This is a genomic window from Herbaspirillum lusitanum, assembly GCF_026127345.1.
GTDB classification, from domain to species: domain Bacteria; phylum Pseudomonadota; class Gammaproteobacteria; order Burkholderiales; family Burkholderiaceae_D; genus Herbaspirillum; species Herbaspirillum lusitanum.
The window spans coordinates 50,280-77,256 of sequence record NZ_QXFG01000010.1; the positions used below are offsets into that span (position 1 = coordinate 50,280).

General features: G+C 62.0%; 26 protein-coding genes. 17 read left to right on the top strand and 9 right to left on the bottom strand.

Annotation, left to right across the window (positions count from 1 at the left end; translation table 11 throughout):
- Positions 1–56: 56 nt before the first annotated feature.
- The 5 genes from DXT88_RS15005 to DXT88_RS15025 form a co-directional block, all read right to left on the bottom strand.
- Positions 57–1,382: an MFS transporter gene (locus tag DXT88_RS15005; protein ID WP_265214673.1), complete on the bottom strand. Its 1,326-nt coding sequence runs from the start codon at positions 1,380–1,382 to the stop codon at positions 57–59.
- Positions 1,383–1,744: 362 nt separating this feature from the next.
- The gene (otnC, locus tag DXT88_RS15010; RefSeq protein ID WP_265214675.1) at positions 1,745–2,395 is read right to left on the bottom strand and encodes a 3-oxo-tetronate 4-phosphate decarboxylase; all 651 of its coding nucleotides are present in this window, start codon (positions 2,393–2,395) and stop codon (positions 1,745–1,747) included.
- Positions 2,392–3,678 (bottom strand): 3-oxo-tetronate kinase, encoded by a 1,287-nt coding sequence (gene otnK / locus DXT88_RS15015; protein WP_265214676.1) that lies wholly within the window; start codon positions 3,676–3,678, stop codon positions 2,392–2,394. The genes otnC and otnK overlap by 4 nt, the downstream gene beginning before the upstream one ends.
- A gap of 29 nt (positions 3,679–3,707) precedes the next feature.
- Positions 3,708–4,643 (bottom strand): L-threonate dehydrogenase, encoded by a 936-nt coding sequence (ltnD, locus tag DXT88_RS15020; RefSeq protein WP_321161118.1) that lies wholly within the window; start codon positions 4,641–4,643, stop codon positions 3,708–3,710.
- Between the two features lie 51 nt (positions 4,644–4,694).
- Positions 4,695–5,390: a FadR/GntR family transcriptional regulator gene (locus DXT88_RS15025; RefSeq protein WP_265214680.1), complete on the bottom strand. Its 696-nt coding sequence runs from the start codon at positions 5,388–5,390 to the stop codon at positions 4,695–4,697.
- Positions 5,391–5,691: 301 nt separating this feature from the next.
- Between DXT88_RS15025 and DXT88_RS15030 the strand changes: the two genes are divergently transcribed.
- The 6 genes from DXT88_RS15030 (at position 5,692) to DXT88_RS15055 (ending at position 10,701) form a co-directional block, all read left to right on the top strand.
- Positions 5,692–6,684, top strand: a complete 993-nt coding sequence (locus DXT88_RS15030; protein ID WP_265214682.1) for a 5'-nucleotidase — start codon at positions 5,692–5,694, stop codon at positions 6,682–6,684.
- Between the two features lie 295 nt (positions 6,685–6,979).
- Entirely contained in the window at positions 6,980–7,795 is an 816-nt protein-coding gene (locus DXT88_RS15035) for a GntR family transcriptional regulator (protein ID WP_265215228.1), read from the top strand.
- Positions 7,795–8,577, top strand: coding sequence for a transporter substrate-binding domain-containing protein (locus tag DXT88_RS15040; RefSeq protein ID WP_016834814.1), 783 nt, complete (start codon positions 7,795–7,797; stop codon positions 8,575–8,577). The genes DXT88_RS15035 and DXT88_RS15040 overlap by 1 nt, the downstream gene beginning before the upstream one ends.
- A 90-nt stretch (positions 8,578–8,667) precedes the next feature.
- The gene (locus DXT88_RS15045; RefSeq protein WP_016834815.1) at positions 8,668–9,339 is read left to right on the top strand and encodes an amino acid ABC transporter permease; all 672 of its coding nucleotides are present in this window, start codon (positions 8,668–8,670) and stop codon (positions 9,337–9,339) included.
- Positions 9,336–9,992 carry an amino acid ABC transporter permease gene (locus DXT88_RS15050; RefSeq protein ID WP_265214684.1) on the top strand — a complete coding sequence of 219 codons (657 nt, stop codon included), beginning with the start codon at positions 9,336–9,338 and terminating at the stop codon, positions 9,990–9,992. Before DXT88_RS15045 ends, DXT88_RS15050 begins: the two co-directional genes overlap by 4 nt.
- On the top strand, positions 9,973–10,701 hold the full coding sequence (locus DXT88_RS15055; RefSeq protein WP_116434342.1) for an amino acid ABC transporter ATP-binding protein: 729 nt from the start codon (positions 9,973–9,975) through the stop codon (positions 10,699–10,701). The genes DXT88_RS15050 and DXT88_RS15055 overlap by 20 nt, the downstream gene beginning before the upstream one ends.
- A gap of 189 nt (positions 10,702–10,890) precedes the next feature.
- Here the strand turns inward: DXT88_RS15055 and DXT88_RS15060 are convergent, their stop codons facing one another.
- A complete protein-coding gene (locus tag DXT88_RS15060; RefSeq protein WP_265214688.1) occupies positions 10,891–11,436 on the bottom strand; it encodes a hypothetical protein in 546 nt (181 codons plus the stop codon).
- 269 nt (positions 11,437–11,705) lie between these two features.
- On the opposite strand from DXT88_RS15060, the gene DXT88_RS15065 reads away from it, so the two are divergent.
- Positions 11,706–12,767 carry an adenosine deaminase gene (locus tag DXT88_RS15065; protein WP_265214690.1) on the top strand — a complete coding sequence of 354 codons (1,062 nt, stop codon included), beginning with the start codon at positions 11,706–11,708 and terminating at the stop codon, positions 12,765–12,767.
- Positions 12,768–12,858: 91 nt separating this feature from the next.
- On the opposite strand, the gene DXT88_RS15070 is transcribed toward DXT88_RS15065, so the two are convergent.
- Positions 12,859–14,115, bottom strand: a complete 1,257-nt coding sequence (locus DXT88_RS15070) for a M20/M25/M40 family metallo-hydrolase (RefSeq protein WP_265214691.1) — start codon at positions 14,113–14,115, stop codon at positions 12,859–12,861.
- A gap of 216 nt (positions 14,116–14,331) precedes the next feature.
- Between DXT88_RS15070 and DXT88_RS15075 the strand changes: the two genes are divergently transcribed.
- Genes DXT88_RS15075 through puuE form a run of 3 tightly spaced genes read left to right on the top strand, consistent with a single transcriptional unit; the run spans position 14,332 to position 16,297 of the window.
- On the top strand, positions 14,332–14,580 hold the full coding sequence (locus tag DXT88_RS15075; RefSeq protein ID WP_157137878.1) for a hypothetical protein: 249 nt from the start codon (positions 14,332–14,334) through the stop codon (positions 14,578–14,580).
- A 17-nt stretch (positions 14,581–14,597) separates the two neighbouring features.
- Positions 14,598–15,329, top strand: coding sequence for a GntR family transcriptional regulator (locus DXT88_RS15080; protein WP_016834822.1), 732 nt, complete (start codon positions 14,598–14,600; stop codon positions 15,327–15,329).
- A gap of 29 nt (positions 15,330–15,358) precedes the next feature.
- Positions 15,359–16,297 carry an allantoinase PuuE gene (gene puuE, locus DXT88_RS15085; protein WP_016834823.1) on the top strand — a complete coding sequence of 313 codons (939 nt, stop codon included), beginning with the start codon at positions 15,359–15,361 and terminating at the stop codon, positions 16,295–16,297.
- A 73-nt stretch (positions 16,298–16,370) separates the two neighbouring features.
- Here the strand turns inward: puuE and DXT88_RS15090 are convergent, their stop codons facing one another.
- Together DXT88_RS15090 and DXT88_RS15095 are read right to left on the bottom strand one after the other, a co-directional pair.
- Positions 16,371–17,582, bottom strand: a complete 1,212-nt coding sequence (locus DXT88_RS15090; RefSeq protein WP_265214694.1) for a urate hydroxylase PuuD — start codon at positions 17,580–17,582, stop codon at positions 16,371–16,373.
- A gap of 139 nt (positions 17,583–17,721) precedes the next feature.
- Positions 17,722–18,558, bottom strand: a complete 837-nt coding sequence (locus DXT88_RS15095) for an outer envelope protein (protein ID WP_029363575.1) — start codon at positions 18,556–18,558, stop codon at positions 17,722–17,724.
- A 715-nt stretch (positions 18,559–19,273) separates the two neighbouring features.
- Here DXT88_RS15095 and DXT88_RS15100 point away from each other — a divergent pair.
- The 7 genes from DXT88_RS15100 (at position 19,274) to DXT88_RS15130 (ending at position 26,865) form a co-directional block, all read left to right on the top strand.
- Entirely contained in the window at positions 19,274–20,305 is a 1,032-nt protein-coding gene (locus DXT88_RS15100) for an ABC transporter substrate-binding protein (RefSeq protein WP_265214697.1), read from the top strand.
- Complete coding sequence (locus tag DXT88_RS15105; protein WP_265214699.1) at positions 20,302–21,129, top strand: ABC transporter ATP-binding protein; 828 nt, start codon at positions 20,302–20,304, stop codon at positions 21,127–21,129. Before DXT88_RS15100 ends, DXT88_RS15105 begins: the two co-directional genes overlap by 4 nt.
- Before the next feature lie 12 nt (positions 21,130–21,141).
- Positions 21,142–21,933 carry an ABC transporter permease gene (locus DXT88_RS15110; RefSeq protein ID WP_016834828.1) on the top strand — a complete coding sequence of 264 codons (792 nt, stop codon included), beginning with the start codon at positions 21,142–21,144 and terminating at the stop codon, positions 21,931–21,933.
- 120 nt (positions 21,934–22,053) lie between these two features.
- On the top strand, positions 22,054–23,610 hold the full coding sequence (locus DXT88_RS15115) for an ABC transporter ATP-binding protein (protein WP_265214702.1): 1,557 nt from the start codon (positions 22,054–22,056) through the stop codon (positions 23,608–23,610).
- On the top strand, positions 23,603–24,703 hold the full coding sequence (locus DXT88_RS15120) for an ABC transporter permease (protein ID WP_265214704.1): 1,101 nt from the start codon (positions 23,603–23,605) through the stop codon (positions 24,701–24,703). Before DXT88_RS15115 ends, DXT88_RS15120 begins: the two co-directional genes overlap by 8 nt.
- Before the next feature lie 12 nt (positions 24,704–24,715).
- The gene (locus tag DXT88_RS15125; RefSeq protein WP_265214706.1) at positions 24,716–25,636 is read left to right on the top strand and encodes an ABC transporter permease; all 921 of its coding nucleotides are present in this window, start codon (positions 24,716–24,718) and stop codon (positions 25,634–25,636) included.
- An 89-nt stretch (positions 25,637–25,725) separates the two neighbouring features.
- A complete protein-coding gene (locus DXT88_RS15130; RefSeq protein WP_265214707.1) occupies positions 25,726–26,865 on the top strand; it encodes a BMP family ABC transporter substrate-binding protein in 1,140 nt (379 codons plus the stop codon).
- The last annotated feature ends 112 nt before the right edge of the window (positions 26,866–26,977 follow it).

Genomic DNA, 26,977 nt, shown 5'->3' on the forward strand with positions numbered 1-26,977 from the left:
TTGGAATAGTGGCGCGCACTTGCTACAGTGCGCGCCGGATAAGTCTAGTGTGAAACTTACTTGTTCACCAGCTTCGGCGAAGTCTTCAACACCGCAGCAGAACCGATCACCAGCATGATCGCCAGCATGTACATGCCGGTCGCGCCGCTGTGGGTCAGGTCCTTGAGGTAACCGATCAGGTACGGGCTGACGAAACCGGCCAGGTTGCCGACCGAGTTGATGGCGGCGATACCGACAGCGGCCGCGGCGCCCGACAGGAACGAGGTCGGCAGCGACCAGAATAGCGGTGCGCAAGTCAGCACGCCCGCAGCGGCCAGCGACAGCGCGGCGATCGAAATTGCGGTGTTGTCGGCGAACAGCGCCGCACCGACGAAACCGACTGCCCCCATCAGCGCCGGCACGATCAGATGCCAGCGGCGTTCGCGGCGCGCGTCGGCGCTGCGGCCGATCAGGTTCATCGCGATGATGGCGCAGCCGAACGGAATCGCGCTGAGCAGGCCGATGTGCAGGTTGCCGGTGACGCCGGTGGCTTTCACCAGGGTCGGCATCCACAGCGTCAGGCCGTACTGGCCCATGACGAAGCAGAAGTAGATCAGGCACATCAGCCAGACGCGCTTGTCGCTGACGATATCGGCGAAGGAATGCACGCTTTCCTTGCCCTTCTGGTCGGAGGCGATTTCATCTTCCAGCAATTTCTTTTCGCCGGCGCTCAGCCATTTCGCCTTGGCGATGCCGTTGTCCAGGTACGCCAGCGTGGCCAGGCCGATCAGCACGGCCGGGACCGCTTCGATCACGAACATCCATTGCCAGCCGTGCATGCCGGTGGTGCCGTGGAAGGCGTCCATGATCCAGCCCGACAGCGGGTTACCGAGGATGCCGGCGACCGGGATGCCGGACATGAAGACGGCGATCACCTTGGCGCGTCGATGCGACGGATACCAGTAGGTCAGGTACAGGATGATGCCGGGATAGAAACCGGCTTCGGCCAGGCCCAGCAGGAAGCGCAGCACATAGAACTGCATCGGCGTTTCAACGTACATGAAGGCGGCGGACAGGATGCCCCAGGTGATCATGATACGGGCGATCCAGACGCGCGCGCCGACCTTGTGCATGAGGATGTTGCTCGGCACTTCGAACAGGAAGTAGCCGAGGAAGAACACGCCGGCGCCGAGGCCGAAGACGGTTTCGCTGAAGCCCAGGTCGACCGACATCTGCAGCTTGGCGAAGCCGACGTTGACGCGATCGAGATAGGCGATCACGTAACACAGCATGAGGAAAGGCATGATGCGCCAGAATACCTTGGCGTAGACGCGGTTCTGTTCTTGTTCGTTGGCGCTGGTGTTGACAGCCGGTGCGGCGCCGATGTTGGTTGATGCAGTCATGCTACGACAATCTCCTGTTGATTATGTTGATATGCAGCCGCTCCCACGGCCGCTGGTTTAGAGCCGCTAACAAAACGCCGCTGGCGGCGTTGCTTCTCCCGGTTCAGCTTAACCAAGGTACTTTCGTACTGTCTTCGTCGGCGCGCCTTGCCGGCGACGTTCTGTTAGCGGCTCTTACGATGCCTGCTTTAAAAAAGCAGGCAATTTAAAAATCTGACGTGCTGATACAAAATCGGGCGGTGCGTGGCTGGCGAAAAAAAGTGAATGCTGCGGCCGGGATACCGGCCTGAACCGGTGTCCCCGTTGAATTGGCTTTTGTTCTTGTTGAAGCCGTAGCGCTCAACCGCGCAATGGATCAGCGGCTACCAGCGCGCGTTGAATACCTCGCGCAATTCGGTCAGCGCAGCGTCGTCCAGCGGCGTGACATTGCCGCCCGCCAGATGCCACAGCCTGGCTGTTTCTTCGAGCTCTTCCAGCGCGCAGGCCGCCTTGGAAACCGAGCTCTCCCACATTACCGGGCCGAGACGCTCAAGCAGCACGCCGCGCACTTTGCCGGCGAGTTGCTTCACTTGTTCAGCGACCAGCGGATCGCCCGGACGGCGATAGGCGATGAAAGGGATGTGCCCCACCTTCATCACGTAATACGGCGTGATCGGCGGCAGCACATCGTCCTGCGACCACACGCCCGTGATCGTCAGTTTGACCAGGTGGGTCGAGTGCGTGTGCACCACGGCGTGCATCTCCGGATTGTTGTCGTAGACCATGCGATGCAGCGCCAGCGTCTTCGACGGCTTGTCGCCCGAGACCCGGTTGCCGGCGGCGTCGACCTTGGCGATCTGCGCCGGATCGAGGAAACCGAGGCAGGCGTCGGTCGGCGTGATCAGCCAGCCGTCATCCAGACGTGCGCTGATGTTGCCGGCCGAGCCGACCGTATAGCCGCGCTGGTAGAGACTGGCGCCCGTGCGGCAGATCTCTTCGCGCAGTTGGCTTTCCTTGCTCACGCCCGGACTCATTGCGTTTCTCCGGCGAGGAAGCGCAGCGCCTTCTCGAAGAAATCGACGCTGCCGAAATTACCCGACTTGAGCGCCAGCGCCAACGGCTGGTCGTCGAGCGTGGCCGTCGCCGGCACGCCCGGATCGATCTGCGGTCCGATGCGCAAGGCACGCACATCGAGCGCCTGCACGACAGCGCCGGAAGTTTCGCCGCCGGCCACCACGAAGCGGCGCACGCCGCGTTCGCGCAGACCCCTGGCGATATCTGCCAGCGCCTGTTCGACCAGATGTCCGGCCTTGGCGACGCCGAGTTCCTTTTGCACCGCCTTGACTTCGTCAGGTGTGGCGGTGGCGTAAATCAGCACCGCTTCCTTGCTGATGTGTTCATCGGCGAACGCCAATGCTTGCGCCACCACGGCTTCGCCGCGCGCCAGGGCCAACGGATCGATGCGCCAGGCAGGATGCGTGGCCGTCCATTCGGCGACTTGCGCGTTCGTGGCCTTCGATGCGCTGCCGGCCAGCACTGCCGACAAACCGCCGACCTGCGGCAGTTGCGCGGCTTCGGCGCTGGCGTGCAGCAAGCCGGCGCGACGGAAATTCTCCGGCAGGCCGAGCGCGATGCCGGAGCCGCCGGTGACCAATTTTAATTCTGCGCAAGCTTCGCCCAGCACATACAGATCACGATCCGATACCGCATCGGCGATCGCCATCTTGACGCCGTCGGTGCGCAGCGCGGTGAAGCGCTCGGTCACGGCAGCAGCGTCCTTGGCCACGGTGTCGTAGCGCACCAGGCCGACCTTGGATTCGGTCTGGCGTTGCAGCACGCGCACCAGGTTGGCGTCGGTCATCGGCGTGAGCGGATGGTTTTCCATGCCTGATTCATTGAGCAAGCCGTCGGCAACGAACAGGTAGCCGCGATAGATCGTGCGGCCGTTTTCGGGGAAGGCCGGGCAGGCGATGGTGAAGTCGGCGCCCAGTTCCTTCAGCAGCGCGTCGGTCACCTGGCCGATGTTGCCGGCGTCGGTCGAGTCGAAGGTCGAGCAATACTTGAAGAAGAATTGCGTGCAGCCTTGCTGCTGCAACCAGCGCAGCGCGGCCAGCGATTGTTCGACCGCTTCGGCGGCGGGAATCGTGCGCGACTTCAGCGCGATCACCAGCGCATCGGCGGCGACCGCCGGCAACTGTTCGGGAATGCCGATGGTTTGCACCGTGCGCATGCCGCCGCGCACCAGCATGTTGGCCAGGTCGGTGGCGCCGGTGAAGTCGTCGGCGATGCAGCCGAGCAGAGGTTTGGCTTGAGACATGATGAACTCCGGATTGCTTGGTTACTGTTTTACTGTTTTGACGGCGGCAGGTCGATGCCGGGGAAAATCTTGATCACGGCGGAATCGTCTTCACCGCCGTGGCCGGCGGTGGACGCCATCATGAACATCTGATGCGCAGCGGCCGACAGCGGCAGCGGGAATTTGCTGCGGCGTGCGGTGTCGAGCACCAGGCCCAGGTCCTTGACGAAAATATCGACCGCCGACAACGGCGTGTAGTCGCCCTTGAGGATGTGCGGCACACGGTTTTCAAACATCCACGAATTGCCCGCGCTATGCGTGATGACCTCGTACAGCGCATCGGGATCGACGCCTTCGCGCAGGCCCAGCGCCATCGCTTCCGCCGATGCGGCGATGTGCACGCCGGCCAGCAGCTGGTTGATGATCTTGACCTTGGAACCGATGCCGTGCGTGTCGCCCAGGCGATAGACCTTGCCGGCCATGCCCTTCAACACGTCTTCGATCCTGGCGTAGACCTCGGCGGGGCCGGAGGTCATCATCGTCATCTCGCCCGATGCGGCGCGCGCGGCGCCGCCGGACACCGGTGCGTCCAGCAGCAGCAGATCTTTTTCGGCGAGACGCTGGCCCAGTGCAACAGCGAAATCCGGCGCCACGGTGGCGCTCGAAATCACCACGCTGCCCGGCTTCAATGTGGAAGCGGCGCCGTTCTCGCCGAACAGTACGGTGTCGGTTTGCGCGGCGTTGACCACCAGCGTGATGATCACGTCGACTGCCTTGCCCATCTCGGCAGGCGAGGCGCAAGCGATGCCGCCGTCGGCTGCGAACTTGTCGAGCACTTCCTTGCGCACGTCACAGGCGTGCACCTTGAAACCGGCGCGCAGCAAAGAACGGGCAACGCCCAGACCCATGGCGCCCAAACCGATCACACCTACATTTTTTGACATTGTCGACTCCGATAAATTTAACGGCGCTGGCCGGGACCGGATGGCCTCTCGTTTTACTGCGCCTGGTTGGAAATGGTTGAATCGTCGAGATTTTCAGGCCTGGCTCAGTCGCCTTGCCGCGTTGAACATATGCGTCTGCGCGGCCGCGCGCGCGGCCATTTCGTCACCGGCGCGAATCGCCGCGACGATGGCTTCGTGCTCTTCGCGCACCTGGCGCGAAAAGTCGTCGCGCCGCGCTTCGTTGCCGCGCGTGACGCTGGTGGCCGCTTCCAGATACTGGCTCAGGAACTCCAGCGTCTTGATGAAATAGGGATTGCGCGTGGCGCTCGCCAGTGCGCGGTGGAACGCGACGTCGGCGGCGACGCCGTCGCTGCCTTCGCGGACATCCTGGCCGATGCGCGCGAGCGCGGCGTCAATCGCCGCCATGTCGGCGTCGGTACGGCGCTTGGCAGCCTGCGCGGCAACCTCGGCTTCGATGGCGCGACGCAATTCAACGATCTGCAAGACTGCTTCGGGAGAACTGACCTCCGTGTAATCGATGCGCAGCGGCTTGATGCCGGCCTGCTCCGTGACGAATACGCCGCTGCCCTGGCGCGGCTCGACCAGGCCTTCATGCTTGAGCCGGGAAAGCGCTTCCCGCACCACCGTGCGGCTGACGCCGAACTCCTGCGCCAGCACCGCCTCGGTCGGCAACTTGCCGCCGCGCGGAAAGGCGCCGAGGTCGATTTTTTCCAGCAATTGCCGCGCTACCGTGTCGCTGAGCGCCTGTACCGGGATCTTCTGAAACATGCTTGTCTCTGGGTCTTTTAAATAAGTTATACGGTCATCATACAAATTTATGTAACGCGTTGCAATCCGCGACCGAAAAATACTTTTTGACAACACGCGACAAAGAAGCAGGCAATATGCGTGATGTTGCCAGACAAAGTTAACAAATAGCGAGAAAAGCTGCCGCTCCAGATCCCATGCCGATGTTGCATGCGGCCAAATCGCTACAAAACTGGGGACCGAATTCCATCTGTGGCACACTGCGCAGATCAGTTTCGCGGCACAAACACTCCTCATCGCTCATCAATTGCTTATATAAGACATGGCTTACGATCTTTCCGGCATGCTGGTCATCGGCATTTCCTCGCGCGCGCTGTTCGACCTCGAACACGAAAACGCCATCTACGACACCGAGGGCGTGACCGCCTACAGCGATTACCAGCGCCAGCATGAAAACGATCCGCTTGAACCGGGTACGGCCTTCCCGCTGGTCAAGGCCCTGCTCCGTCTCAATACGCTGATCCCCGACCGCCGCCTGGTGGAAGTGGTGGTGATCTCGCGCAATTCGCCCGACACCGGCCTGCGCGCCTTCAACGCCATCGAGGCGCACAAGCTCGACATCAGCCGCGCGGCCTTCACCGGCGGCGAACCTATCGTGCATTACCTCGAAGCATTCAAGATCGATCTTTTCCTCTCGCGCGACAAGAGCGACGTCCAGGCCGCCATCGACGGCGGCGTCGCTGCGGCGCAGTTGTATACCGCGCCGACCAATTACGTCGCCCCGGAAAACCAGATCCGCATCGCCTTCGACGGCGACGCCGTGCTGTTCTCGCGGGAGTCGGAACAGATTTATGCTGAAAAAGGCCTGGAGGCTTTCGTCCGTCACGAACAACGCCACCGCAACAAGGCAATGAAGGAAGGCCCGCTGGCCAAGCTGCTGTTCGCCCTGGCCGAAATCCAGAAGCAGTTCACGCCGGAGACCTGCCCGGTGCGCATCGCCATCGTCACCGCGCGCAACAGCCCGGCGCACAAACGCGTGATCCACACGCTGCGCACCTGGAACGTCACCGTCGACGAGGCCTTCTTCCTCGGCGGCCTGCCCAAGGCGGACGTGCTGCACGCGTTCGGCGCCCACATGTTCTTCGACGACCAGGAAGGCCATGTCGAGCTGGCATCCGCCGTGGTGCCGTCAGGTCGGGTGCCGTATGAAGGCGGCGCGCTCGGCGCCCGCAGCGCGCGCAAGAGCGCCAAGCCGATATTGCTGACGCCGCCGTCCGCCGACAGCGATGTTTCGCTGGAAACTTCAAAAAACTGAAGCGCAGCCTTAAAGGCAGAACACCAAGCCGCCGGGTTGCACCGGCGGCTTTTTTTTGCGCCGCAGTAGTGAGCCGCCGTGAACTGATATACAAGACCTCGCCAAAAATGCACCAAGGCAGGGATGGGCAATGCGCCAAATCGAATCATCACCTTCCCTGCCGCGGCCTGGTTCAGCCGCTCAATGCCATGACAGCAAAGGCTTTGCAGCTGGCGGCACCTTCCCGCCCGATGCATTCTTTCTGTACGTCAATCTGGTATACAAGATTGGCATGCATATTGCTCAGATGATGGATATGAGCACCGACGCCATTAAATCCTCGATCCAGATCGCCAACCGCATCATGGAAGCGATCCTCGCCAAGCAGCTTGCCCCCGGCACGCGCCTGGGCGAGCAGCAATTGTCCGAATTGTTCGGCGTCAGCCGCACGCTGGTGCGCGAAGCGCTGACGCGCCTGGTCACGCGCGGCATCGTCACCGTCAGCGCGCGGCGCGGCTGGTTCGTCATCGAACCGTCGCCGAGCGACGCGCGTGAAGCCTTCGAGGCGCGTCGCGTGATCGAACTCGGGCTGCTGCGCCACGCACGACCGATTACCAAAAGCGCCATCGGGCAACTGCGCGACCATATCAACCGCGAACAGGCCGCGATTGAAGGCGACGACGTCGGCGCGCGCGCCTATCTGCTCGGCGACTTCCATGTGGCCCTGTGCGAATGCCTGGGCAACACGCTGCTGTCGGACACGCTGCGCGACCTCACTGCACGCACCACGCTGACCGCGATGCTGCACCAGTCTTCCGAGCAGGCCGAAGACTCCTGCGCCGAACACGTCCACATCGTCGCGGCGCTCGAACGCGGCGACCTGGCCGCAGCCGAGCAACTGATGCACGACCATTTGCAGCACGTCGAAGCCGGCCTCAACAAGGCCGAAGTCAACGACCCGCTGGCGCCGCTTCGCCAGGCGCTGGCGCCGGTGTCCGCAGTGTCGGCCGCATCGGTGGTCGGCAACGCTTTTGCAGCACCCGCGAAGCGCAAAAAGACGACTTCGCGCTCCGTCAACAAGCAGGCTACTTCAGCCATTTCCCTTACTTCATCTCAACTTGGAGAATCATGATGAAACTCTCGACACTGTTGCTTGGCCTGATGGCTGGCGCGCTGCTGATTTCCACTTCCGTTGCCCGCGCCGACGCGCTCGACGACATCCAGAAGGCCGGCGTGCTGCGCGTCGCCGTACCGCAGGATTTCCCGCCGTTCGGCTCGGTCACTGCCGACCTGAAACCGCAAGGCCTGGACATCGACGTCGCCTCGCTGATCGCCAAGAAGCTCGGCGTGAAGGTCGAACTGATCCCGGTCACCAGCGCCAACCGCGTGCCTTACCTGCAAACCAGGAAGGTCGATCTGGTCATCTCCAGCATGGGCAAGAACGCCGAGCGTGAAAAAGTGATCGACTTCACCGCCGCCTACGCACCGTTCTTCAACGGCGTGTTCGGTCCGGCCGACCAGAAGGTCAGCGGCCCTGCCGATCTGGCGGGCAAGACCATCGGCGTCACGCGCGGTTCGGTGGAAGACCTGGAACTGTCGAAGATCGTGCCGGCCAGCGCTACCGTGAAGCGCTATGAAGACAACAACGGCACCATCAGTTCATTCCTGTCGAACCAGGTGCAACTGGTCGCGACCGGCAACGTGATCGCCGCCGCCATCATCGCCAAGAACCCGCCGAAGAAGCCTGAAACCAAATTCCTGATCAAGGATTCGCCTTGCTTCATCGGCCTGAACAAGGACGAGAAGAAGCTGCAGGACAAGGTCAACGCGGTCCTCGCCGAGATCAAGAAGAACGGCGAGCTGAGCGCGCTGACCGTCAAGTGGCTGGGTCTGCCGCTGCCGGCCACGCTCTGATCCGCACAACGAACCGGATCCCGTGAAGGGGTCCGGATGACCTGCATGCGGAAGTGATTCACACCACCCATACTCGGAAAATGCATCCACATGGCCTATCACTTTGATTTCCTCGCGGCGTTCGATTACACCGACGTGCTGGTCAAGGGCGTGCTGACCACGGTCGAGCTGATTGCGGTCGGCGGCGTCGTCGGCATCGCCGTCGGCATCTTCGGCGCCTGGGCGCGCACGCAGGGACCGCGCTGGCTCAAGCCCATCGTCAGCGGCTACGTCGAGCTGATCCGCAATACACCCTTCCTGGTGCAGCTGTTCTTCATCTTCTTCGGCCTGCCCAGCCTCGGCATACAGATCAGCGAAATGCAGGCGGCCATCCTGACCATGGTCATCAACCTCGGCGCCTACAGCACGGAAATCATCCGCGCCGGCGTCAATGCGATTTCACGCGGCCAGATGGAGGCGGCACTGAGCCTGTCGATGTCGCGCGTGCAGGCGTTCCGCCACATCATCCTGCGTCCGGCGCTGCAAAAGATCTGGCCGGCGCTGTCGAGCCAGATCGTGATCGTCATGCTGGGTTCGGCGGTGTGCTCGCAGATCGCCGTGGAAGAGTTGTCGTTCGCCGCCAACTTCATCCAGGGCCGCAACTTCCGCGCCTTCGAAGCCTATCTGCTGGCCACCGCCATCTACCTGGCGATGGCGATCCTGCTGCGGCAGTTGCTGCGCCTGATCGGCGACAAGTTCATCTTTGCGCGGAGGGCTTCATGATCTCCTTTTCCCTGTGGGACATCGTCCGCAATCTGCTGCTGGCGGGCCGCTGGACCGTGCTGCTGTCGCTGGCGACCTTCGTGCTGGGCAGCGTGGTCGGCATGATGATCCTGTTCGCGCGCATTTCCAAACGCCGCGCCCTGCAACGCGCCGCCAGGCTGTACATCGAAGTGTTCCAGGGCACGCCGCTGCTGATGCAGCTGTTCCTGATCTTCTTCGGGCTCGCGCTGTTCGGACTGGAAGTGCCGGCCTGGCTGGCGGCGGGACTGGCGCTGACCTTGTGGAGCGCGTCCTTCCTCGCCGAAATCTGGCGCGGCTGCGTCGACGCGATTCCGCGCGGCCAGTGGGAGGCCTCTTCGGTACTGGCCATGGGTCACCTGCAACAGATGCGCCACATCATCCTGCCGCAGGCGTTGCGCATCGCGATTCCGCCTACCGTCGGCTTCGGCGTACAGATCATCAAGGGCACTGCCGTGACTTCGATCATCGGCTTCGTCGAACTGTCGAAGGCCGGCACCGTGATCACCAACGCGACCTTCATGCCGTTCACCGTGTTTGCCGTCGTCGGACTTTTTTACTTTGCCCTGTGCTGGCCGCTGTCGAAGTACAGCCAATTCTTGGAAAGGAAATTCAATGCCGCTCATCGCCATTGAGGATGTCAAAAAACGCTACGGCGACAACGAAGTGCTCAAGGGCATCCGCCTGTCCGTGGATGCCGGTGAAGTCATCGCCATCATCGGCAAGAGCGGCTCCGGCAAGAGCACGCTGCTGCGCTGTATCAACGGCCTCGAAACCATCGACGAAGGTTCGATCAGCGTGGCCGGCGCCTATCTCGGCACCAGCGAACTGGAACTGAAGACGCTGCGCCTGAAGGTCGGCATGATCTTCCAGCAGTTCAACCTGTTCCCGCACCTGAGCGTGGGCCGCAACGTGATGATCTCGCCGATGATTGTCAAGGGCACGTCGGAAGCCGAAGCGCGCGAGCTGGCCAAGAAAAACCTGGAGCGCGTCGGCCTGGGCATGAAGTTCGATGCATTTCCCGATCAGCTCTCAGGCGGCCAGCAACAGCGCGTGGCGATTGCGCGCGCACTGAGCATGCAGCCGCAGGCGCTGTTGTGCGACGAAATCACTTCGGCGCTCGATCCCGAACTGGTCAATGAAGTGCTGGCCGTGGTGCGCAGCCTGGCTGACGACGGCATGACCCTGCTCATGGTCACGCACGAAATGCGCTTCGCGCGCGAAGTGTGCGACCGCGTGGTGTTCATGCATCAGGGCAAGGTCCACGAGATCGGACCGCCGGAAGAGTTGTTCGCCAATCCGAAGACACCGGAGTTGCAACAGTTCCTTGGCATGACGCACTGATAGTCAAAACAACAAGACAACAAGACGACAACAAAGGCAATACTGTTCCTTTCTGCACCTCCCCTGCACGTCATTACACCGGCAGGGGATTTTTTTGGCGACTGGCAACCAGCGTCCCGCCAAAACGAAAAAAAACCTGAGCAAGGGCTCAGGCTTTTTGTCGATGTCGCGCAGAGTGCGGCAAGAGCGTCAGCGCGCGATCTGGCACACCTTGGAACCGTTTTCGATGAACTCCACCGGACCGGTGGTGTAGCGCTCCTTGGGAATTTCCACCAGCAGGAAATCCTTGACCTGATAGGTTGCGCCGGAAACCGGCTTGACGAAGCGGTATTCCAGCTTCAGCACGCCGTTCCGCATGGTGACCTTGTCGGCGCTGAAGATCTGGCTGCGCTCGGCGGCGTCGGGCGCCTGGATGACGCGCGTGGCGAGCAACAACTGGCGCGTCTCGAAGTATTCTTCAGAGGGCGTCAACGCGCGCTGGGAGCGCATCGTCGTCGCCGGTTGGAACCAGTAATTCCAGTCGGCCTGGGAGCGAATCAACGCGCACAGCACCGGTTGCGCCTTGTTGTCCCAGTTTTTGACAAAACTCTGGTACGCGCTGCTCGGAATGGTCGAGAACGGCACCAGGCTGGCGTCTTCCTTCTTCTTCCAGAAAAACAGCGAACAGCCGGTGAGTGCTACGCTTGCTCCCGCCAGCATGCTGCATGTCATTGTCGTCGCAATAATCTTCTTCATACCTGATCCGACCGCTCCTGTTTTGCTTGTGCAATTTATTTTGGTCCGCCTGACGGCACAGCATTAAAACATGCATTACCGCGGATACGCCGCATTTCACGAAAACTTTACATTATTCCAGCCCCTTCTTCGAGACGGCGCTGCCTCTTAGTCCGCACTGAGGTGATTTAGTTTTCCTGAATGACAAGAATTCACGAACGTTTTTCGAAGCCCGACGACGCTTTCTGAGAAAATACGCCATCGTTCCAGTTCAATACCAAAGGCCAGCCATGACTACCTCCGCCACCTCAGCTCCCCCCGCCCTGTCCGCAGCAATGCGCTCCTTCGTCGAAGCCCTGCCCAAGACCGAGCTGCACCTGCACATCGAAGGCACGCTGGAACCTGAATTGCTATTCGCCCTGGCGCAGCGCAACAAGGTCGCGCTGCCCTATGCTTCGGTTGATGCGCTGCGTGCAGCCTACGACTTCACCGACCTGCAGTCCTTCCTCGATCTCTACTACGCCGGCGCCAACGTGCTGCAGACCGAACAGGACTTCCACGACATGACCGCCGCCTACATCGCGCGTGCGCGCGCCGACAACGTGCGCCATGCCGAGATCTTCTTCGATCCGCAGACCCACACCGAACGCGGCATCGGCATTGACGTGGTGTTCGCCGGCATCGCCCGTGCGCTGCGCGAGGCACGCGATGAACATGGCTTCTCCAGCGCCATGATCATGTCCTTCCTGCGCCATCTTTCCGAAGAAGACGCCTTCGTCACGCTCGACGCGGCGCTGCCGCTGCGCGAGCAATACCGCGACCTGTGGAGCGGCATCGGCCTGGACTCGTCCGAGCGCGGCAACCCGCCGGAGAAATTCGCCAAGGTTTTTGCGCGCTGCAAGGAGCTCGGCTTCCACCTGGTGGCCCACGCCGGCGAAGAAGGTCCGCCGGCGTACATCATCGGCGCGCTCGACGTGCTCAAGGTGGAACGCATCGACCACGGCGTGCGCAGCGAAGAAGACCCCGCCCTGATGGCACGCCTGGTGCGTGAAAAAACGCCGCTGACGGTATGCCCGCTGTCCAACCTCAAACTCTGCGTGGTCGACGACATGGCCAGGCACAATCTGGCGCGACTGCTGCGCGCGGGTCTCGCGGTGACGGTCAATTCCGACGATCCGGCTTACTTCGGCGGCTACATGAACGACAACTACCTGGCCGTCGTGGCGGCGCTGGATCTCTCCCGTGCAGAAATCGTGCAATTGGCGCGCAACGGCATCGACGCCAGCTTCCTCCCAGCTGCCGACAAAGGCCGCCTGACTGCCGAGCTCGATCAGTACGCTGCAGCGCATTAGTTCCAGCATTCGAGCATTCGATCATTCGAGCGCATGAAAAACGGCGCCGCGATCATCTGGTCGCGGCGCCGTTTTTCTTTTCAGCGAAAGATTATTGCAGCAACTCCGCCAGCGCCAGCGTCACCACCTTGGTGGCTTTCAACAAATCATTGAGGCGCAGGTTTTCATCCGAATTGTGACCGCGCGCCTCCATCAGCGTGCGCGGACCCGCGCCGTACAGGATCGTCGGAATACCTTGCCTGGTGTAGTGACGCGCGTCGGTATACAGCGGCACGCCGTGGGCCTTGACCGGCTCGCCCAGGATGGCTTCGGCATTGCGGCTGAAGGCGCCGATCAGTTTCTCCACACCCGGCAGTTCGGCCAGGGGCTCGGCCAGCAGGATGCGCTGCACGCCGGCTTCAATGCCCGGATAACGCGCCGCAGCGGCGTCGATCACGCGGCGCAGATCGCCTTCGGCGTCGAAGCCCGCTTCTTCCGGAATCATGCGGCGATCGAGCCGGAAGCTCGCCAGATCCGGCACCACGTTGGTATTGATCCCGCCCTTGATCAGGCCGACGTTGAGCGTGGCGTGATCAATGCCGGCGACGGCCGATTTCTTTTCCGCCAGTTCCGCACGATAGGCGTACAGCGCCTGCAGGATGCCGCTCGCGGCTTCGATGGCGTCGATGCCGGTGTGCGGCATCGCGGCGTGCGCCTGCTTGCCCTTGACGGTAACTTCCAGATGCAGACAGCCGTTGTGCGCGGAGGTGATGCCGTAGGCAAAGCCGGCCGATACCGCGTAGTCGGGCTTGCTCAGGCCTTGCTCGAGAATCCATTTGGGACCGATGTCGCCACCGGCTTCTTCGTCATGAGTAAATTGCAGTTCGATGGCGCCGTTGAGCGCAGCGCCATTTTTCTCCGCCGCGATCAGCGCCAGCAGCGCCCAGGTGTACGTGGCGAAATCCGACTTCGACACCGCCACGCCGCGACCGTACATGACGGGACCGTGTTCGGCGTCCTGGACGATTTCGCCGCCGTAGGGATCCTTGCTCCAGCCGAGGCCGGGCGGCACCACGTCGCCATGGGCGTTCAGCGCGATGGTCGGGCCGCCGCTGCCGAAGCGCTTGCGCACGATCAGGTTGGCGGCCGAGATCATGCCGTTGGCCTTGACCAGCTCATCCGGCACCACGTGCACTTCCACGTCGAAACCCAGTTGCTCCAGCAAGGCTTGGGCGCGCGCGGCGTGCGCGGCGCAATCGCCGGACGGATTGTCGGACGGCACTCGCACCAGTTCCTGCAGGAAACGTGTTTGCGCGGCGTGTTCCGCATCAAGGAAGGTAACTACGGATTGTTGCAATGAAGACGGCATGAGATGACCTGTAAAAGAAAACTGAGGAGAACCGGAGACTGCTGTAAAAACCGCATACGTGATTGTAGATGTAGAAGACTTGCGCCGCGGGCGTTCAACCCTTTGTTCAGTCCCTGTTTATTCGTTGGCCATCGCCCGCGTCCGGCAAAAACGGGCAGCAAGTACGCTTCTTGCATGGGAAGGAAAGTCGTTGTCAAAATGCATGGGCAATATCCGATGAAAAATACACAAATGATTGTCGACAATTGCCATCGCGCGGTTGCTGCGGCAATGACGCCCGCAAAGTGCGACGGAACAATCACTGCAGCGCGTTACCGGTGGTGCATGTCGCGCGCCGCCGCGTCGATTTTGGTGCGCAATCTCACCAAATTGTTGCAGATCGTTTTTCCCATTGTCGACAATGCTGGCCGCCGGTATGACTCCTGCATCGTCGCAAACAAGCCGTCGCTTCCGTTCAACCCTTGATGCCATCTATTCCTGCCATGACCAAACCAAGCAAGACATCCCGCTCGCCCCTGGCTTCGCATCCCGCCGTCCGCGATCATTCGCCGGCCGTCGAGGAGCGCCTCTACCAGGACATCTACGACGCCATCATGGAACATCGCCTGCCGCCGCGCACCAAGCTCACTGAGCAGGTCCTGTGCCAGATTTACGATACCGCCCGGCACACCGTGCGCAAGGTGCTGTCGCGCCTGGCCACCGAAGGCATGGTCGACCTCGAAGCCAACCGCGGCGCCTTCATCGCCAGCCCTTCGCACGCCGAGGTCAAGGACATGTTCGAGCTGCGCAACATCATCGAATACGCGGTGCTCGACAAGGTCGGCCGCGAAGCCAGCACGCGCCAGATCGCCGGCCTGCGCAAGATGGTCGAGGAAGAGCGCAACTCCTACCTGACCGGCGACCGGCCGCGCTGGATCCGCCTGTCGGCGCAGTTCCACCTGGCACTGGCCGAGCTGACCGGCAATGCGCTGCTGGTCGACACGTTGCGCAAGCTGGTCTCGCGCACCACGCTGATGATCGCCAAGACCGAGGCGCCAGGACACAATGCCTGCTCCTTCGACGAACACGACACCGTGCTGGCGGCGCTCGAAAACGGCGACATCGCCCAGGCGCAGGAACACATGGCACACCATTTGCACTTGTGTGAAGACAGGGTCCGCCCCAGCGACGACGATCACTTCGATTTGCGATCGGTGCTGGGCAAGAGCACCTGAACACCGTCTTCTTCATTTCAAAAGAACACATGCAACACATACCAGCAGCAGGCAATTATCCGCGCGACCTGATCGGCTACGGCCGCAACGTCCCTCACGCCAACTGGCCGGGCCGCGCCCGGATCGCAGTGCAGTTTGTGCTGAACTATGAAGAAGGCGGCGAGAATTCCGTGCTGCACGGCGACCCGGCCTCGGAGCAATTCCTGTCTGAAATCATCGGCGCGGCCGCCTATCCGGCGCGCCACCTGTCGATGGAGTCGATCTATGAATACGGCTCGCGCGTCGGCGTCTGGCGCATCCTGCGCGAATTCGAAAAGCGCCGGCTGCCGCTCACGGTATTCGGCATCGCCATGGCGCTGCAACGCCATCCGGAAGTGACCCGGGCCTTCGTCGAACTGGGTCACGAGATCGCCTGCCACGGTCTGCGCTGGATCCACTATCAGAACATGGATATCGAGACCGAGCGTGAACACATGCGCGCCGCCGTCGAGATTTTCCGCGAGCTGACCGGCATGCATCCGCAAGGCTGGTACACCGGCCGCGATTCGCCCAATACACGCCGGCTGGTGGTCGAGCACGGCGGCTTCGCCTACGACTCCGATTACTATGGCGACGACCTGCCGTTCTGGACCCGGGTGGCGCTGGCCGACGGCAGCGAGCAAGCGCATCTGGTCGTGCCCTACACGCTCGACAGCAACGACATGCGCTTCGCCACGCCGCAGGGCTTCAACACCGGCGAGCAGTTCTTCCAATACCTGAAGGACAGCTTCGACGTACTGTACGCGGAGGGCGAGGAAGCCCCGAAGATGCTGTCGGTCGGCATGCATTGCCGCCTGCTCGGCCGGCCGGGCCGCTTTGCCGCGTTGCAGCGTTTCCTCGACTACGTGCAGTCGCATGAGCGCGTGTGGATCTGTCGCCGCATCGACATCGCCAACCATTGGCGCGAGCAGCATCCTTACGCCGGCTGAACGGATTTCCGGAGAATCAAAAAAGGCTGAACACCGCGTTCAGCCTTTTTACTTTCCTACGCCTGCCACCTGATCATTCGCCCTTGGCGCCTGCCTCGAACCACTTGCCCAACAGGGCCCGTTCGTCGTCGGTGATGTTGGTCATGTTCCCCAGCGGCATGGCCTTTTGCACCACGGCTTGCTGGTAGATCTGCTGCGCATGCTGCAACACGCCGTCCTTGCTGTCGAGCAGGATGCCCTTGCCCGGCACCGGCATCAGCGTCGGTTTGGCCGCGTGGCATTGGATGCAGCGCGTTTCGATTACTTGCTGCACTTGTGCGAAGGAGACGGCCGGCGCGTTTTGAGTCACTGCGGACGCAGGCTGCAGCGCCGACTTCGGCACGATCCACGCGGCCACGCCGGCCAGAATCACGACGGCCGCGGCCGGATACTGCCACTTGAACACGCTCTTGTGCCTGAGCACGAAGAACTGCCGGATCAGCACGCCGGCCAGCATGATCAGCAGCAGCACCAGCCAGTTGTTGCCGGCGCTGTAAGTCATGCTGTAGTGATTCGACAGCATCGCAAAGATCACCGGCAGCGTGAAGTACGTGTTGTGCACGCTGCGCTGCTTGCCGCGCTTGCCGTGGATGGGGTCCGGACTCTGTCCCGCACGCATCGACGCCACCATCTTGCGCTGGCCGGGGATGATCCAGAACAGCACGTTGGCGCTCATCACGGTGGCCAGCGAGGCGCCGGTCATGAGGAAGGCCGCGCGTCCCGAAAACACATGGCACGCCACCCAGACCGCAACGACGACATAGAGCGTGACCAGCACGCCGACCACGCGGTCGCCGCCCGGCTTGTCGCCGAACAGACGGCAGATGGCGTCATACACCAGCCAGCCCGCAATCAGGTAGGCCAGCGCCGCCAGCACCGCGGTAGTCGCGGTCATGTCGAGCACATGCTTGTCGACCAGGAAGGTGCCCGCATTGAACAGATACAGCACCGAGAACAGCGCGAAGCCGGACAGCCAGGTGCTGTACGACTCCCAGAAAAACCAGTGCAGGTTTTGCGGCAGCGTCTTCGGCGCCAGCAGGTATTTCTGCGGATTGTAGAAACCGCCGCCGTGCACCGCCCACAGCTCGCCGCCGACGCCCTTCCCGAGCAGCGCGGGATCGTCCGGCCGGGTCAGGCTGTTGTCGAGCCAGACGAAGTAGAACGATGAGCCGATCCAGGCGATCGCCGTGATGACGTGCAGCCAGCGCAGCAAGAGATTGAGCCAGTCGAAAATGTATGCTTCCATTGCGCCCCGCGTAGTGAGTCGATACCGGAATTGTTTATACCATTACTGACGTCGAAAAAAATGCCGGATCCAAGGACCCGGCACCGAAGGAACTGGGCATGCCGAAGTGACGCCCACATCGGCATGCCCGCAGAAACGCTTAGAAGTGGTATTCGGCGCGGATCATCGGCGTCTTGGCCAGGGAACCCGGGACGTTGTGCGGGTTGCCGAACTTGTTGCGCCAGTATTGATATTCCAGACCGACGCGGAAGGTGTTCTTGCCCATGCCCATAGGCATGCCGACGTCGTACATGATCTGGCCGTCGAAGTTCAGCTCGGGCGCAGTGCCGCCGCCGAATTCGTTCTTGCCCTTGGCGGCGATGTAGTTCACGTAGCCTTCAAAGGCGAAACCGCTGGTGCCGAACGGGATACCCCAGGCGGCGTTCAGCATTGGATGCGTGTCATAGGAGTAACGGCTGCTCATGCGCACGCCGTTGTTGAGCGGCTGATTGCTTTCCCACAGCGCCAGCAGGCTGATGTTGAGGAAGCCCGGAACATCCAGCATCACCGTCGGACCGGCAACGATCATGCGCTTGCGCGAGCTGTAGCCGGGATCGTTTTTAGTGTTCCAGTCAAAACCTGCGGTCAAGCCAAAACCCCGCGCAGGGCCGAAAGAGAGATCCTTGCCGGCGACCTTGCCGATATCCAGCGTATGGCGATAAACAATATAGGCTTCTTGCGATTCGGCGTCTTTGCTATCCGACATCAGCAAATCGACGTTCAGGTAGTTGGTGCCGTATTTGTAGCCGCTGGCATGCGTAAAGTTGACGATTTTTTTCGCGATGTCTTGCGAATTGAACGGCTCGGCAAATTGCGTACCGTAGCGAATACCGATCGAATTGTCGGCCCATTCGGCGGCGTTGGCCGACATGCTGCCCATGGCCGACACAGCCAGCGCTGCGGTAGTCAAGCACATCCCCATTGCACTCTTCTTCATACGTTTTCTCCCTTTGCGTTTCATTGAAAAATAAATCCGGATCCCATCGCTCGTCACGGAGGTAACGCGCGCTCCTTCATTTGCTCACCCATGTCCAACTGGTCTGGCATCGCACCCGGCAAACACCGATGCGCAATCCGCCGGGTCCATCAATGCAAACGCCATGCCAGCCGAAAACAAGACGGCGAAAAACTGTCGACAATGCGGCCGCGGACGCGACAGCCAGGCAAAAAATGAACCCGGAGAAGAAGACGTCCCCGCAGCGGCCGGAGTCGCTGCACAGAGTGGAAAACAGCCCGCCCCGGCATGCCCTTGAGATGGTTGCAACGGAAGATTGTCGACAAAATATAGAACGACAGTACTAAACCTGTTTATCGACAAACACCGCTGTTTACAAGGCTTACGGGGGCGTAAGAATACTGTTTTTAGTGCAGCTCTTGCTAGAGCGGTGCAGCAAAGCACCAAATTGTCGCAAATGAAATTTTGGATTGTCGACAAAATAAAGCCCGGCCGCGGGCCGGCCGCAGCGCTGCCTTCGCTGTCGCTGCCGTGCGAGGTTCTTGGCACAGTAAATGCTTTTCAACGAGACATCGTTTGTACATCGTTTGTAGAAGCCTGATAACAAAATCGAAGCGCATTGGCGACATCTCTTCACCTGTGCCTCAATCCACCGACCAACTGAGTCATCCACTGAATAACCAACGGGAAGCCCGCCATGCACGCCAACAAGCTCTTCAAGTTCACCGCCGCCCTGCTGCTCAGCGCCGCCTGTTCGGCCTCTTTTGCGCAGGAAACCAAGATCAAGTTCCAGCTCGACTGGCGCTTTGAAGGTCCGTCGGCGCTGTTCCTGGTGGCCAAGTCCAAGGGTTATTTCGCGCAGGAGAAACTGGACGTCGTCATCGACGCCGGCAGCGGCTCCGGCAACGCCGTCAATCGCGTGGCGTCGGGCACTTACGACATGGGCTTTGCCGACATGGCGGCGCTGATGGAATTCACCGCCAACAACCCGGGTTCGCCGGGCAAGCCGATGGCCGTGATGATGGTCTACAACGACACGCCCGCAGCGATTTTCTCGCTCAAGAAAACCGGCATCAAGACGCCGGCCGACCTGACCGGCAAGAAGCTGGGCTCGCCGGTGTTCGACGCCGGCCGCCGCGGCTATCCGATCTTCGCCAAGGCCAACGGCCTGGACGCCTCCAAGGCCAATTGGATCAGCATGGATCCGCCGCTGCGTGAAACCATGCTGGCGCGCGGCGACGTCGACGCCATCACCGGCTTCTATTTCACCTCGCTGCTGAACCTGAACGCGCGCGGCATCAAGGATGCGGACATCAACGTGATGATGTACCCCGACTACGGCGTCAAGCTGTACGGCAACGCCATCATCGCCAATGAAAGCCTGATGAAGACCAATCCGGAAGCGCTCAGGGGTTTCCTGCGCGCCTTCGCCAAGGCCACCAAGGACGTGCTGGCCGATCCCGAAGCCGCCATCAAGGTGCTCAAGGAACGCGACGGCCTGATCGACGCGAAGCTGGAACTGCGCCGCCTCAAGCTGGCCATCTCCAGCGCCATCGCCACGCCGCACGCCAAGGCCGAAGGTTACGGCCAGGTGTTCCTGCCGCGCCTGACGCTGATGGCCTCGCAAGTGTCGGATGCCTACGGCACCAAGACCCGCGTCAATGCGGAAAAGATCTGGACCCCGGCTTACCTGCCATCCAAAGAACTGCTCAACGTGTTCGGGAAATGACATTGCACGCCGACACTATTGAAGCAGCTGTGGACGCTTCGGCCGACACTTTCGTCGACTTCCGCCGCGTCTTCCTGTCCTACGACGGCTCCGACGAATTCGCGGTCGAAGACATTTCCCTGCAAACCAAACAGGGAGAATTCATCGCCATCGTCGGCCCGTCCGGCTGCGGCAAGTCGACCTTCATGAAGCTGGCGACCGGCCTGAAACGTCCCACGCGCGGCAGCATCTCCATCGCCGGCGCCGACGTCACCGGTCCGCTCAAATTCGTCGGCATGGCCTTCCAGGCGCCGACGCTGCTGCCGTGGCGCACCACGCTCGACAACGTGCTGCTGCCGCTGGAAATCGTCGAGCCGTATCGGCGCGACTTCAAGAAGAACAAGGCGCAGTACGCCGAGCGTGCGCTCAAGTTGCTCAAGACGGTCGGCCTCGACGGCTATGCCGACAAGTTCCCGTGGGAACTGTCGGGCGGCATGCAGCAACGCGCGTCGATCTGCCGCGCACTGATCCACGAACCGAGGATGCTGCTGCTGGACGAACCGTTCGGCGCGCTCGACGCCTTCACGCGCGAAGAGCTGTGGTGCGTGCTGCGCGACCTGTGGACCGAGCGCAAATTCAACGTCATCCTGGTGACCCACGATCTGCGCGAAGCCGCCTTCCTGGCCGACACCATTTATGTGATGAGCAAACGCCCCGGCCGCATCGTGGCGCGCAAGGAAAATCCGCTGCCGCGTCCGCGCGAACTGGAGCTCACCTACACCGATCCCTTCAACGCCCTGGTGCACGAGTTGCGCGAGCATATCGGCCGCGTCAGAAATACTTAAGCCGAGGCGACCATGAAAAAAACTTCTTCCCTGAACCAGGCCGCGCGCACGATGGCGCCGTGGATATTGCTGCTGGCGATCCTGGTGGTCTGGCAAATCGTCTGCAGCGCGCTGGACGTGTCCGAGTTCATCTTCCCGAGCCCGATGGCGATCATCGAGGCCATGATCGAATTCGCCGGTCCGATTGCGCATCACGCACTGTCGACTTTCTGGGTCACCATGGTGGGCTTCGCCATCGCGGTCGCGGTCGGCGTGTCGCTGGGCTTCCTGATCGGCTCGTCGCCGCTGCTGTATGCCGCAGCCTATCCATTGATGACGGCGTTCAATGCACTGCCCAAAGCCGCCTTCGTGCCGGTGCTGGTGGTGTGGTTCGGCATCGGCGCCGGCCCGGCGATCCTGACGGCTTTCCTGATTTCCTTCTTCCCGATCATGGTCAACATCGCCACCGGTCTGGCGACCCTGGAGCCGGAACTGGAAGACGTGCTGCGCGTACTCGGCGCCAAACGCATGGACATCCTGCTCAAGGTCGGCATGCCGCGCTCGCTGCCGTATTTCTTCGCGTCGTTGAAGGTCGCCATCACGCTGGCTTTCGTCGGCTCGACCGTATCGGAGATGAACGCCTCCAACGAAGGCATCGGCTACCTGCTGGTCTCGGCCGGCTCGTCGATGAAGATGCCGCTGGCCTTTGCCGGGCTGGTTGTCATCGGCGCGATGGCGATGGCCATGTACGAGCTGTTCGCGATCATCGAAAAACGCACCACGCGCTGGGCGCATCGGGGTCGCGACGGCGGCAACCGCGCGTGATATTTTTGCAATTTCTCCGATTGTCGACAATCCGGCTTATTTGGCTATGGTAAATTCCGCAGATCATTTGAATAACCTGAAACGCGCGCCACGCCGCGCCGTTTCTGCTAGGGGAAAACCGTGACCGCAACGTCGCCTGCGCGCCTGCAAATAGCGCATATCCGCAAGACCTATCCGGGAGTGCTGGCCAACGACGACATCAACCTGAGCGTCGCGCCCGGCGAGATCCATGCCGTGCTCGGCGAGAACGGCGCCGGCAAGTCGACCCTGATGAAGATCATCTTCGGCACCGTCAAGCCCGACGCCGGCGAAATCTACTGGAACGGCGCACTGGCGCACATCGCCAATCCGCAGATCGCGCGCAAGCTCGGCATCGCCATGGTGTTCCAGCACTTCTCGCTGTTCGACACGCTGACCGTGGCGGAAAACATCGCGCTCGGCCTCGACGCCGACACCGACATGCAGGACCTGGTCGCGCGCATCCGCCAGACCGGCGAAAAATACGGCCTCGAGCTGGAACCGAATCGCCACGTCCACACGCTCTCGGTGGGCGAACGCCAGCGCGTGGAAATCGTGCGCGCGCTGCTCACCAATCCGCAATTGCTGATCCTCGACGAACCGACTTCGGTGCTGACGCCGCAGGCGGTCGAGAAACTGTTCGTCACGCTGCGCCTGCTGGCCGACGAAGGCTGCAGCATCCTCTACATCAGCCACAAGCTCGACGAGATCCGCGCGCTGTGCCACAGCGCCACCGTGATGCGCGGCGGCCGCGTGACCGGCACCTGCGACCCGCGCAATGAAACCAGCGCCGGCCTGTCGCGCATGATGATCGGCGAAGAACTGGTACGCCTGCGCCGCGAGAGAAACCCAGAGTCGCAACGCAACGAGCGCAAGCTGCACGTCAATCGCCTGTGCCTGCCCAAGGCGCATCTGTTCGCCACCGAACTCAAAGACATCGAATGCGAAGTGCGCGCCGGCGAGATCGTCGGCATCGCCGGCGTGTCCGGCAACGGCCAGCAGGAACTGCTGGCGGCGCTGTCCGGCGAAGACCAGCGCGCCGCGCCCAACATGATCATGCTGGGCGGCAGCGCCGTCGGTCACCTGGCGCCGAATCCGCGCCGCGCCAAGGGCCTCGGCCTGGTGCCGGAAGAACGCCTCGGTCGCGGCGCCGTGCCGACACTGAGCCTGTCGGCCAACATGCTGCTGTCGCATCAGAAAGTCCCGTACGTGAAACACGGCATGATCGACTTCGCCTACACGCGCAAGGTCGCCGCCGCCATCATCGAGCGCTTCAAGGTCAAGGCCGGCGGTCCCGATGCGCTGGCGAAAAGCCTGTCCGGCGGCAACCTGCAGAAGTTCATCGTCGGCCGCGAGATGGAGCGCAAACCCGGCGTCTTCATCGTCGCGCAACCGACCTGGGGCGTCGACGTCGGCGCCGCCGCGCAAATCCATGCCGAAATCCTGGCGCTCAAACAAGAAGGCTGTGCCGTGCTGGTGATCTCCGAAGAACTCGACGAATTGTTCGCCCTGTGCGACCGCCTGCATGTGATCGCCAAGGGACGCTTGTCGCCTTCCATCCCGATTGAACAGGCTACGCGCGAGCAGGTCGGCTTGTGGATGAGCGGCTTGTGGAACGATGATGCATCGGACGCCGCTGCGGAGGCTGCACATGGCTAAGGCAATGTTCACCTCGCTTCCGTTCCGGCTCGAACTGCGCGGCGTCCCGTCGCGCCGCATGACCTATCTGTCGCCGGTCATCGCCATCGTCCTGACGCTGTTGCTCGGCGCGCTGCTGTTCATGGCGCTGGGCAAGGATCCAATTGCCGGGCTCAAGGTCTTCCTGGTGGATCCGTTCAGCAGCAGGCGCGCCATCAGCGAACTCCTGCTGAAATCGGTTCCGCTGATCCTGTGCGCGCTGGGCCTTGCCGTGTGCTTCCGCGCCAGCATCTGGAACATCGGCGCCGAAGGCCAGTTCACCGTCGGCGCCTTGTGCGCGGGCGCCATGCTGGTGTGGATCGACGTGCCCGACCACGCGATTCCGGGCGGTCTCGGACTGATCCTGATGATCGTCGCAGGCGTGATCGGCGGCGCATTCTGGGCCGGCATCACGGCGCTCTTGCGCGACAAGTTCAACGCCAATGAAATCCTGGTGTCGCTGATGCTGACCTATGTCGCGCAACTGTTGCTGATGTATGCCGTCAACGGTCCGCTGAAGGATCCCAACGGCATGAACTTCCCGCAGTCGAAAGTTTTCTCCAGCGAATTCATGCTGCCGATGCTGATGAGTGACACGCGCCTGCACATCGGCTTTGCCGTGACCATCGTGGCGGCGATCGTGATGGCGGTGTTCATGATGCGCAGCTTCCGCGGCTTCTCGCTGATGGTCGGCGGCGTCGCCCCTCACGCCGCGCGCTACGCCGGTTTTTCCAGCCGCAATGCGCTATGGGTGTCGCTGCTGATTTCGGGCGGCTTCGCCGGCCTGGCGGGATCGTTTGAAATCGCCGGGCCGATCGGCCAGCTGTTGCCGTCGGTGTCGCCGGGCTATGGCTTCGCGGCGATCATCGTCGCCTTCATCGGCCGCCTGCATCCGATCGGCGCGGTGTTCGGCGGACTGATCATGTCGCTGCTGTACCTGGGCGGCGAGCTGGCGCAATCGCGCCTCGGTCTGCCGTCGGCGATCACGGGCGTGTTCCAGGGCATGCTGCTGTTCCTGCTGCTGGCGTGCGACACGCTGATCGACTATCGCCTGCGCTGGAAACAGCAAGCTTAAGGAATACAACACATGGACCAACTCGCTCCCCTCATCGCGGCCTCGATCAACGCCGGCACGCCGCTGCTGCTGGCGGCCATCGGCCTGCTGATCAACGAACGCGCCGGCGTGCTCAATCTCGGCGCGGAAGGCATGATGCTGGTCGCCGCCATCGCCGGTTTCGCGGTCGGCTACACCACCAGGAGCCCGCTGCTGGGCTTCCTCGCCGGCGCGCTGTGCGGCATGCTGATGGCGACGCTGTTCTCGTGGCTGGCGTTGATCCTGGCGACCAACCAGGTCGCCACCGGACTGGCGCTGTCGATCTTCGGCGCCGGCTTGTCGGCGTTCATCGGCCAGCGTTTCGTCGGCCTGGCGCTGCCGTCGCAAAGCACCGGCATTCCAGGCCTGAACAATCTTCCCTTCGTCGGCCCGGCCTTCTTCACCCAGCACTGGATGGCCTATGTCGCGCTGCTGCTGTGTGCGGCGATTGCCTGGTTCCTGTACCGCACGCGCGCTGGCCTGATCCTGCGCGCGGTCGGCGAGTCGCCCGAGTCGGCGCATGCGCTGGGCTATTCGGTACGCGGCATCCGCTTCCTCGCGCTGCTGTTCGGCGGCGCCTGCTGCGGCCTGGCCGGCGCTTACCTGTCGCTGGTCTATACGCCGATGTGGGTGGAGGGTCTGGTGTCCGGGCGCGGCTGGATCGCGCTGGCGCTGACGGCCTTCGCCACCTGGCGTCCGGCACGGGTCTTGCTCGGTTCGCTGCTGTTCGGCGGCGTGACGATTCTGCAGTTCTATCTGCAGGGCATCGGCGTGACGATTCCGTCGCAGATCCTGTCGATGCTGCCCTACGTCGCCACCATCGTGGTGCTGGCGCTGATCTCGCGCAATCCGGACTGGATCCGCCTGAACATGCCGGCTTCGCTGGGCAAGCCGTTCCGCCCGGGCGCATCCTGATTTTGTTGTTTGTTTCTTGTTTTTGCCTGCTCGTTTTTGCACATTATTTTTTAATTGATTCGATTGATTTTTCACCAGGGAGAGAAAGTATGAAGATTTCGCGCAGGGCATCGATTGCGATGCTCGCCACGCTGGCCGCCGCCACCTTGATCGGCTGCGGCAAAAAAGAAGAAGCAGCTCCCGCCACCGCACCTGCGCCTGCCGCTGCAGCGCCGGCCGCAGCCGAACCGCTGAAGGTCGCCTTCGTCTACATCGGCCCGGTCGGCGACGCCGGCTGGACCTTCGCCCACGACAACGGCCGCAAGGCGGTCGAGGCCAAGTTCAGCGACAAGGTCAAGACCACCTTCGTCGAAAACGTCCCCGAGTCGGCGGCCGACGCCGAGCGCGTAATGCGCCAGCTGGCCACCGACGGCAACAAGCTGATCTTCGGCACTACCTTCGGCTACATGGAAGCGATGCTGAAGGTCGCCAAGGAATTCCCGGACGTCAAATTCGAACATGCCACCGGCTTCAAGACCGCCGACAACCTGGCGCAATACGACGTGCGCACCTATGAAGGCGCTTACCTGGCAGGCGTGGTCGCCGGCAAGATGAGCAAGTCGGGCAAGCTGGGCGTGGTCGCTTCGGTGCCGATTCCTGAAGTGGTCCGCAACATCGACGCCTTCACGCTGGGCGCGCGCTCGATCAATCCAAAAGCCACCACGCGCGTGGTCTGGGTCAACAAGTGGTTCGATCCGGGCAAGGAACGTGAGGCCGCCACCACGCTGATCGGCCAGGGCGTCGACGTGCTGATGCAAAACACCGATTCCGCCGCCGTCGTCCAGACTGCGCAGGAAAAAGGCGTCTACGCATTCGGCTGGGACAGCGACATGACCAGCTTCGGCCCGAAGGCTCACCTGGCGGCGTCGATGATCAACTGGGGCGTGTACTACACGGCGCGCGTCCAGGCGGTGCTCGACGGTTCGTGGAAGACCGGCACCACCTGGCTCGGCCTGAAGGAAAACGGCATCGACCTGGGCGGCTTCAATCCTGAACTGCCGGCCGACGTCAAGGCGCTGGTCGAAGAGCGCAAGAAGGGCATCGCCGACGGTTCCGCACCGATCTGGAAAGGTCCGATCAAGGACAACACCGGCAAGGAACAGGTCGCCAAGGATGCGGTTGCCGATGACGGCTTCCTGCATGGCGTCAAGTTCTACGTCGAAGGCGTGGAAGGCAAGGTACCGGGCTGATCGTCCGATTCTTCGGATTCATCCGACTTGCCAATGTAGCAATCTGCCGGAGACCTCAGCGTCTCCGGCATTTTTTTGTGCACCCGCTTTGCCTGCGCGGCGGCATAATGGC

Excerpts from the sequence above, each read along its gene's own strand:
- DXT88_RS15005 (WP_265214673.1), bottom strand. The coding sequence starts at position 1,382 with ATGACTGCATCAACCAACATCGGCGCCGCACCGGCTGTCAACACCAGC.
- otnC (WP_265214675.1), bottom strand. The coding sequence starts at position 2,395 with ATGAGTCCGGGCGTGAGCAAGGAAAGCCAACTGCGCGAAGAGATCTGC.
- otnK (WP_265214676.1), bottom strand. The coding sequence starts at position 3,678 with ATGTCTCAAGCCAAACCTCTGCTCGGCTGCATCGCCGACGACTTCACC.
- DXT88_RS15025 (WP_265214680.1), bottom strand. The coding sequence starts at position 5,390 with ATGTTTCAGAAGATCCCGGTACAGGCGCTCAGCGACACGGTAGCGCGG.
- DXT88_RS15030 (WP_265214682.1), top strand. The coding sequence starts at position 5,692 with ATGGCTTACGATCTTTCCGGCATGCTGGTCATCGGCATTTCCTCGCGC.
- DXT88_RS15035 (WP_265215228.1), top strand. The coding sequence starts at position 6,980 with ATGAGCACCGACGCCATTAAATCCTCGATCCAGATCGCCAACCGCATC.
- DXT88_RS15040 (WP_016834814.1), top strand. The coding sequence starts at position 7,795 with ATGAAACTCTCGACACTGTTGCTTGGCCTGATGGCTGGCGCGCTGCTG.
- DXT88_RS15045 (WP_016834815.1), top strand. The coding sequence starts at position 8,668 with ATGGCCTATCACTTTGATTTCCTCGCGGCGTTCGATTACACCGACGTG.
- DXT88_RS15050 (WP_265214684.1), top strand. The coding sequence starts at position 9,336 with ATGATCTCCTTTTCCCTGTGGGACATCGTCCGCAATCTGCTGCTGGCG.
- DXT88_RS15055 (WP_116434342.1), top strand. The coding sequence starts at position 9,973 with ATGCCGCTCATCGCCATTGAGGATGTCAAAAAACGCTACGGCGACAAC.
- DXT88_RS15060 (WP_265214688.1), bottom strand. The coding sequence starts at position 11,436 with ATGAAGAAGATTATTGCGACGACAATGACATGCAGCATGCTGGCGGGA.
- DXT88_RS15065 (WP_265214690.1), top strand. The coding sequence starts at position 11,706 with ATGACTACCTCCGCCACCTCAGCTCCCCCCGCCCTGTCCGCAGCAATG.
- DXT88_RS15070 (WP_265214691.1), bottom strand. The coding sequence starts at position 14,115 with ATGCCGTCTTCATTGCAACAATCCGTAGTTACCTTCCTTGATGCGGAA.
- DXT88_RS15075 (WP_157137878.1), top strand. The coding sequence starts at position 14,332 with ATGAAAAATACACAAATGATTGTCGACAATTGCCATCGCGCGGTTGCT.
- DXT88_RS15080 (WP_016834822.1), top strand. The coding sequence starts at position 14,598 with ATGACCAAACCAAGCAAGACATCCCGCTCGCCCCTGGCTTCGCATCCC.
- puuE (WP_016834823.1), top strand. The coding sequence starts at position 15,359 with ATGCAACACATACCAGCAGCAGGCAATTATCCGCGCGACCTGATCGGC.
- DXT88_RS15090 (WP_265214694.1), bottom strand. The coding sequence starts at position 17,582 with ATGGAAGCATACATTTTCGACTGGCTCAATCTCTTGCTGCGCTGGCTG.
- DXT88_RS15095 (WP_029363575.1), bottom strand. The coding sequence starts at position 18,558 with ATGAAGAAGAGTGCAATGGGGATGTGCTTGACTACCGCAGCGCTGGCT.
- DXT88_RS15100 (WP_265214697.1), top strand. The coding sequence starts at position 19,274 with ATGCACGCCAACAAGCTCTTCAAGTTCACCGCCGCCCTGCTGCTCAGC.
- DXT88_RS15105 (WP_265214699.1), top strand. The coding sequence starts at position 20,302 with ATGACATTGCACGCCGACACTATTGAAGCAGCTGTGGACGCTTCGGCC.
- DXT88_RS15110 (WP_016834828.1), top strand. The coding sequence starts at position 21,142 with ATGAAAAAAACTTCTTCCCTGAACCAGGCCGCGCGCACGATGGCGCCG.
- DXT88_RS15120 (WP_265214704.1), top strand. The coding sequence starts at position 23,603 with ATGGCTAAGGCAATGTTCACCTCGCTTCCGTTCCGGCTCGAACTGCGC.
- DXT88_RS15125 (WP_265214706.1), top strand. The coding sequence starts at position 24,716 with ATGGACCAACTCGCTCCCCTCATCGCGGCCTCGATCAACGCCGGCACG.
- DXT88_RS15130 (WP_265214707.1), top strand. The coding sequence starts at position 25,726 with ATGAAGATTTCGCGCAGGGCATCGATTGCGATGCTCGCCACGCTGGCC.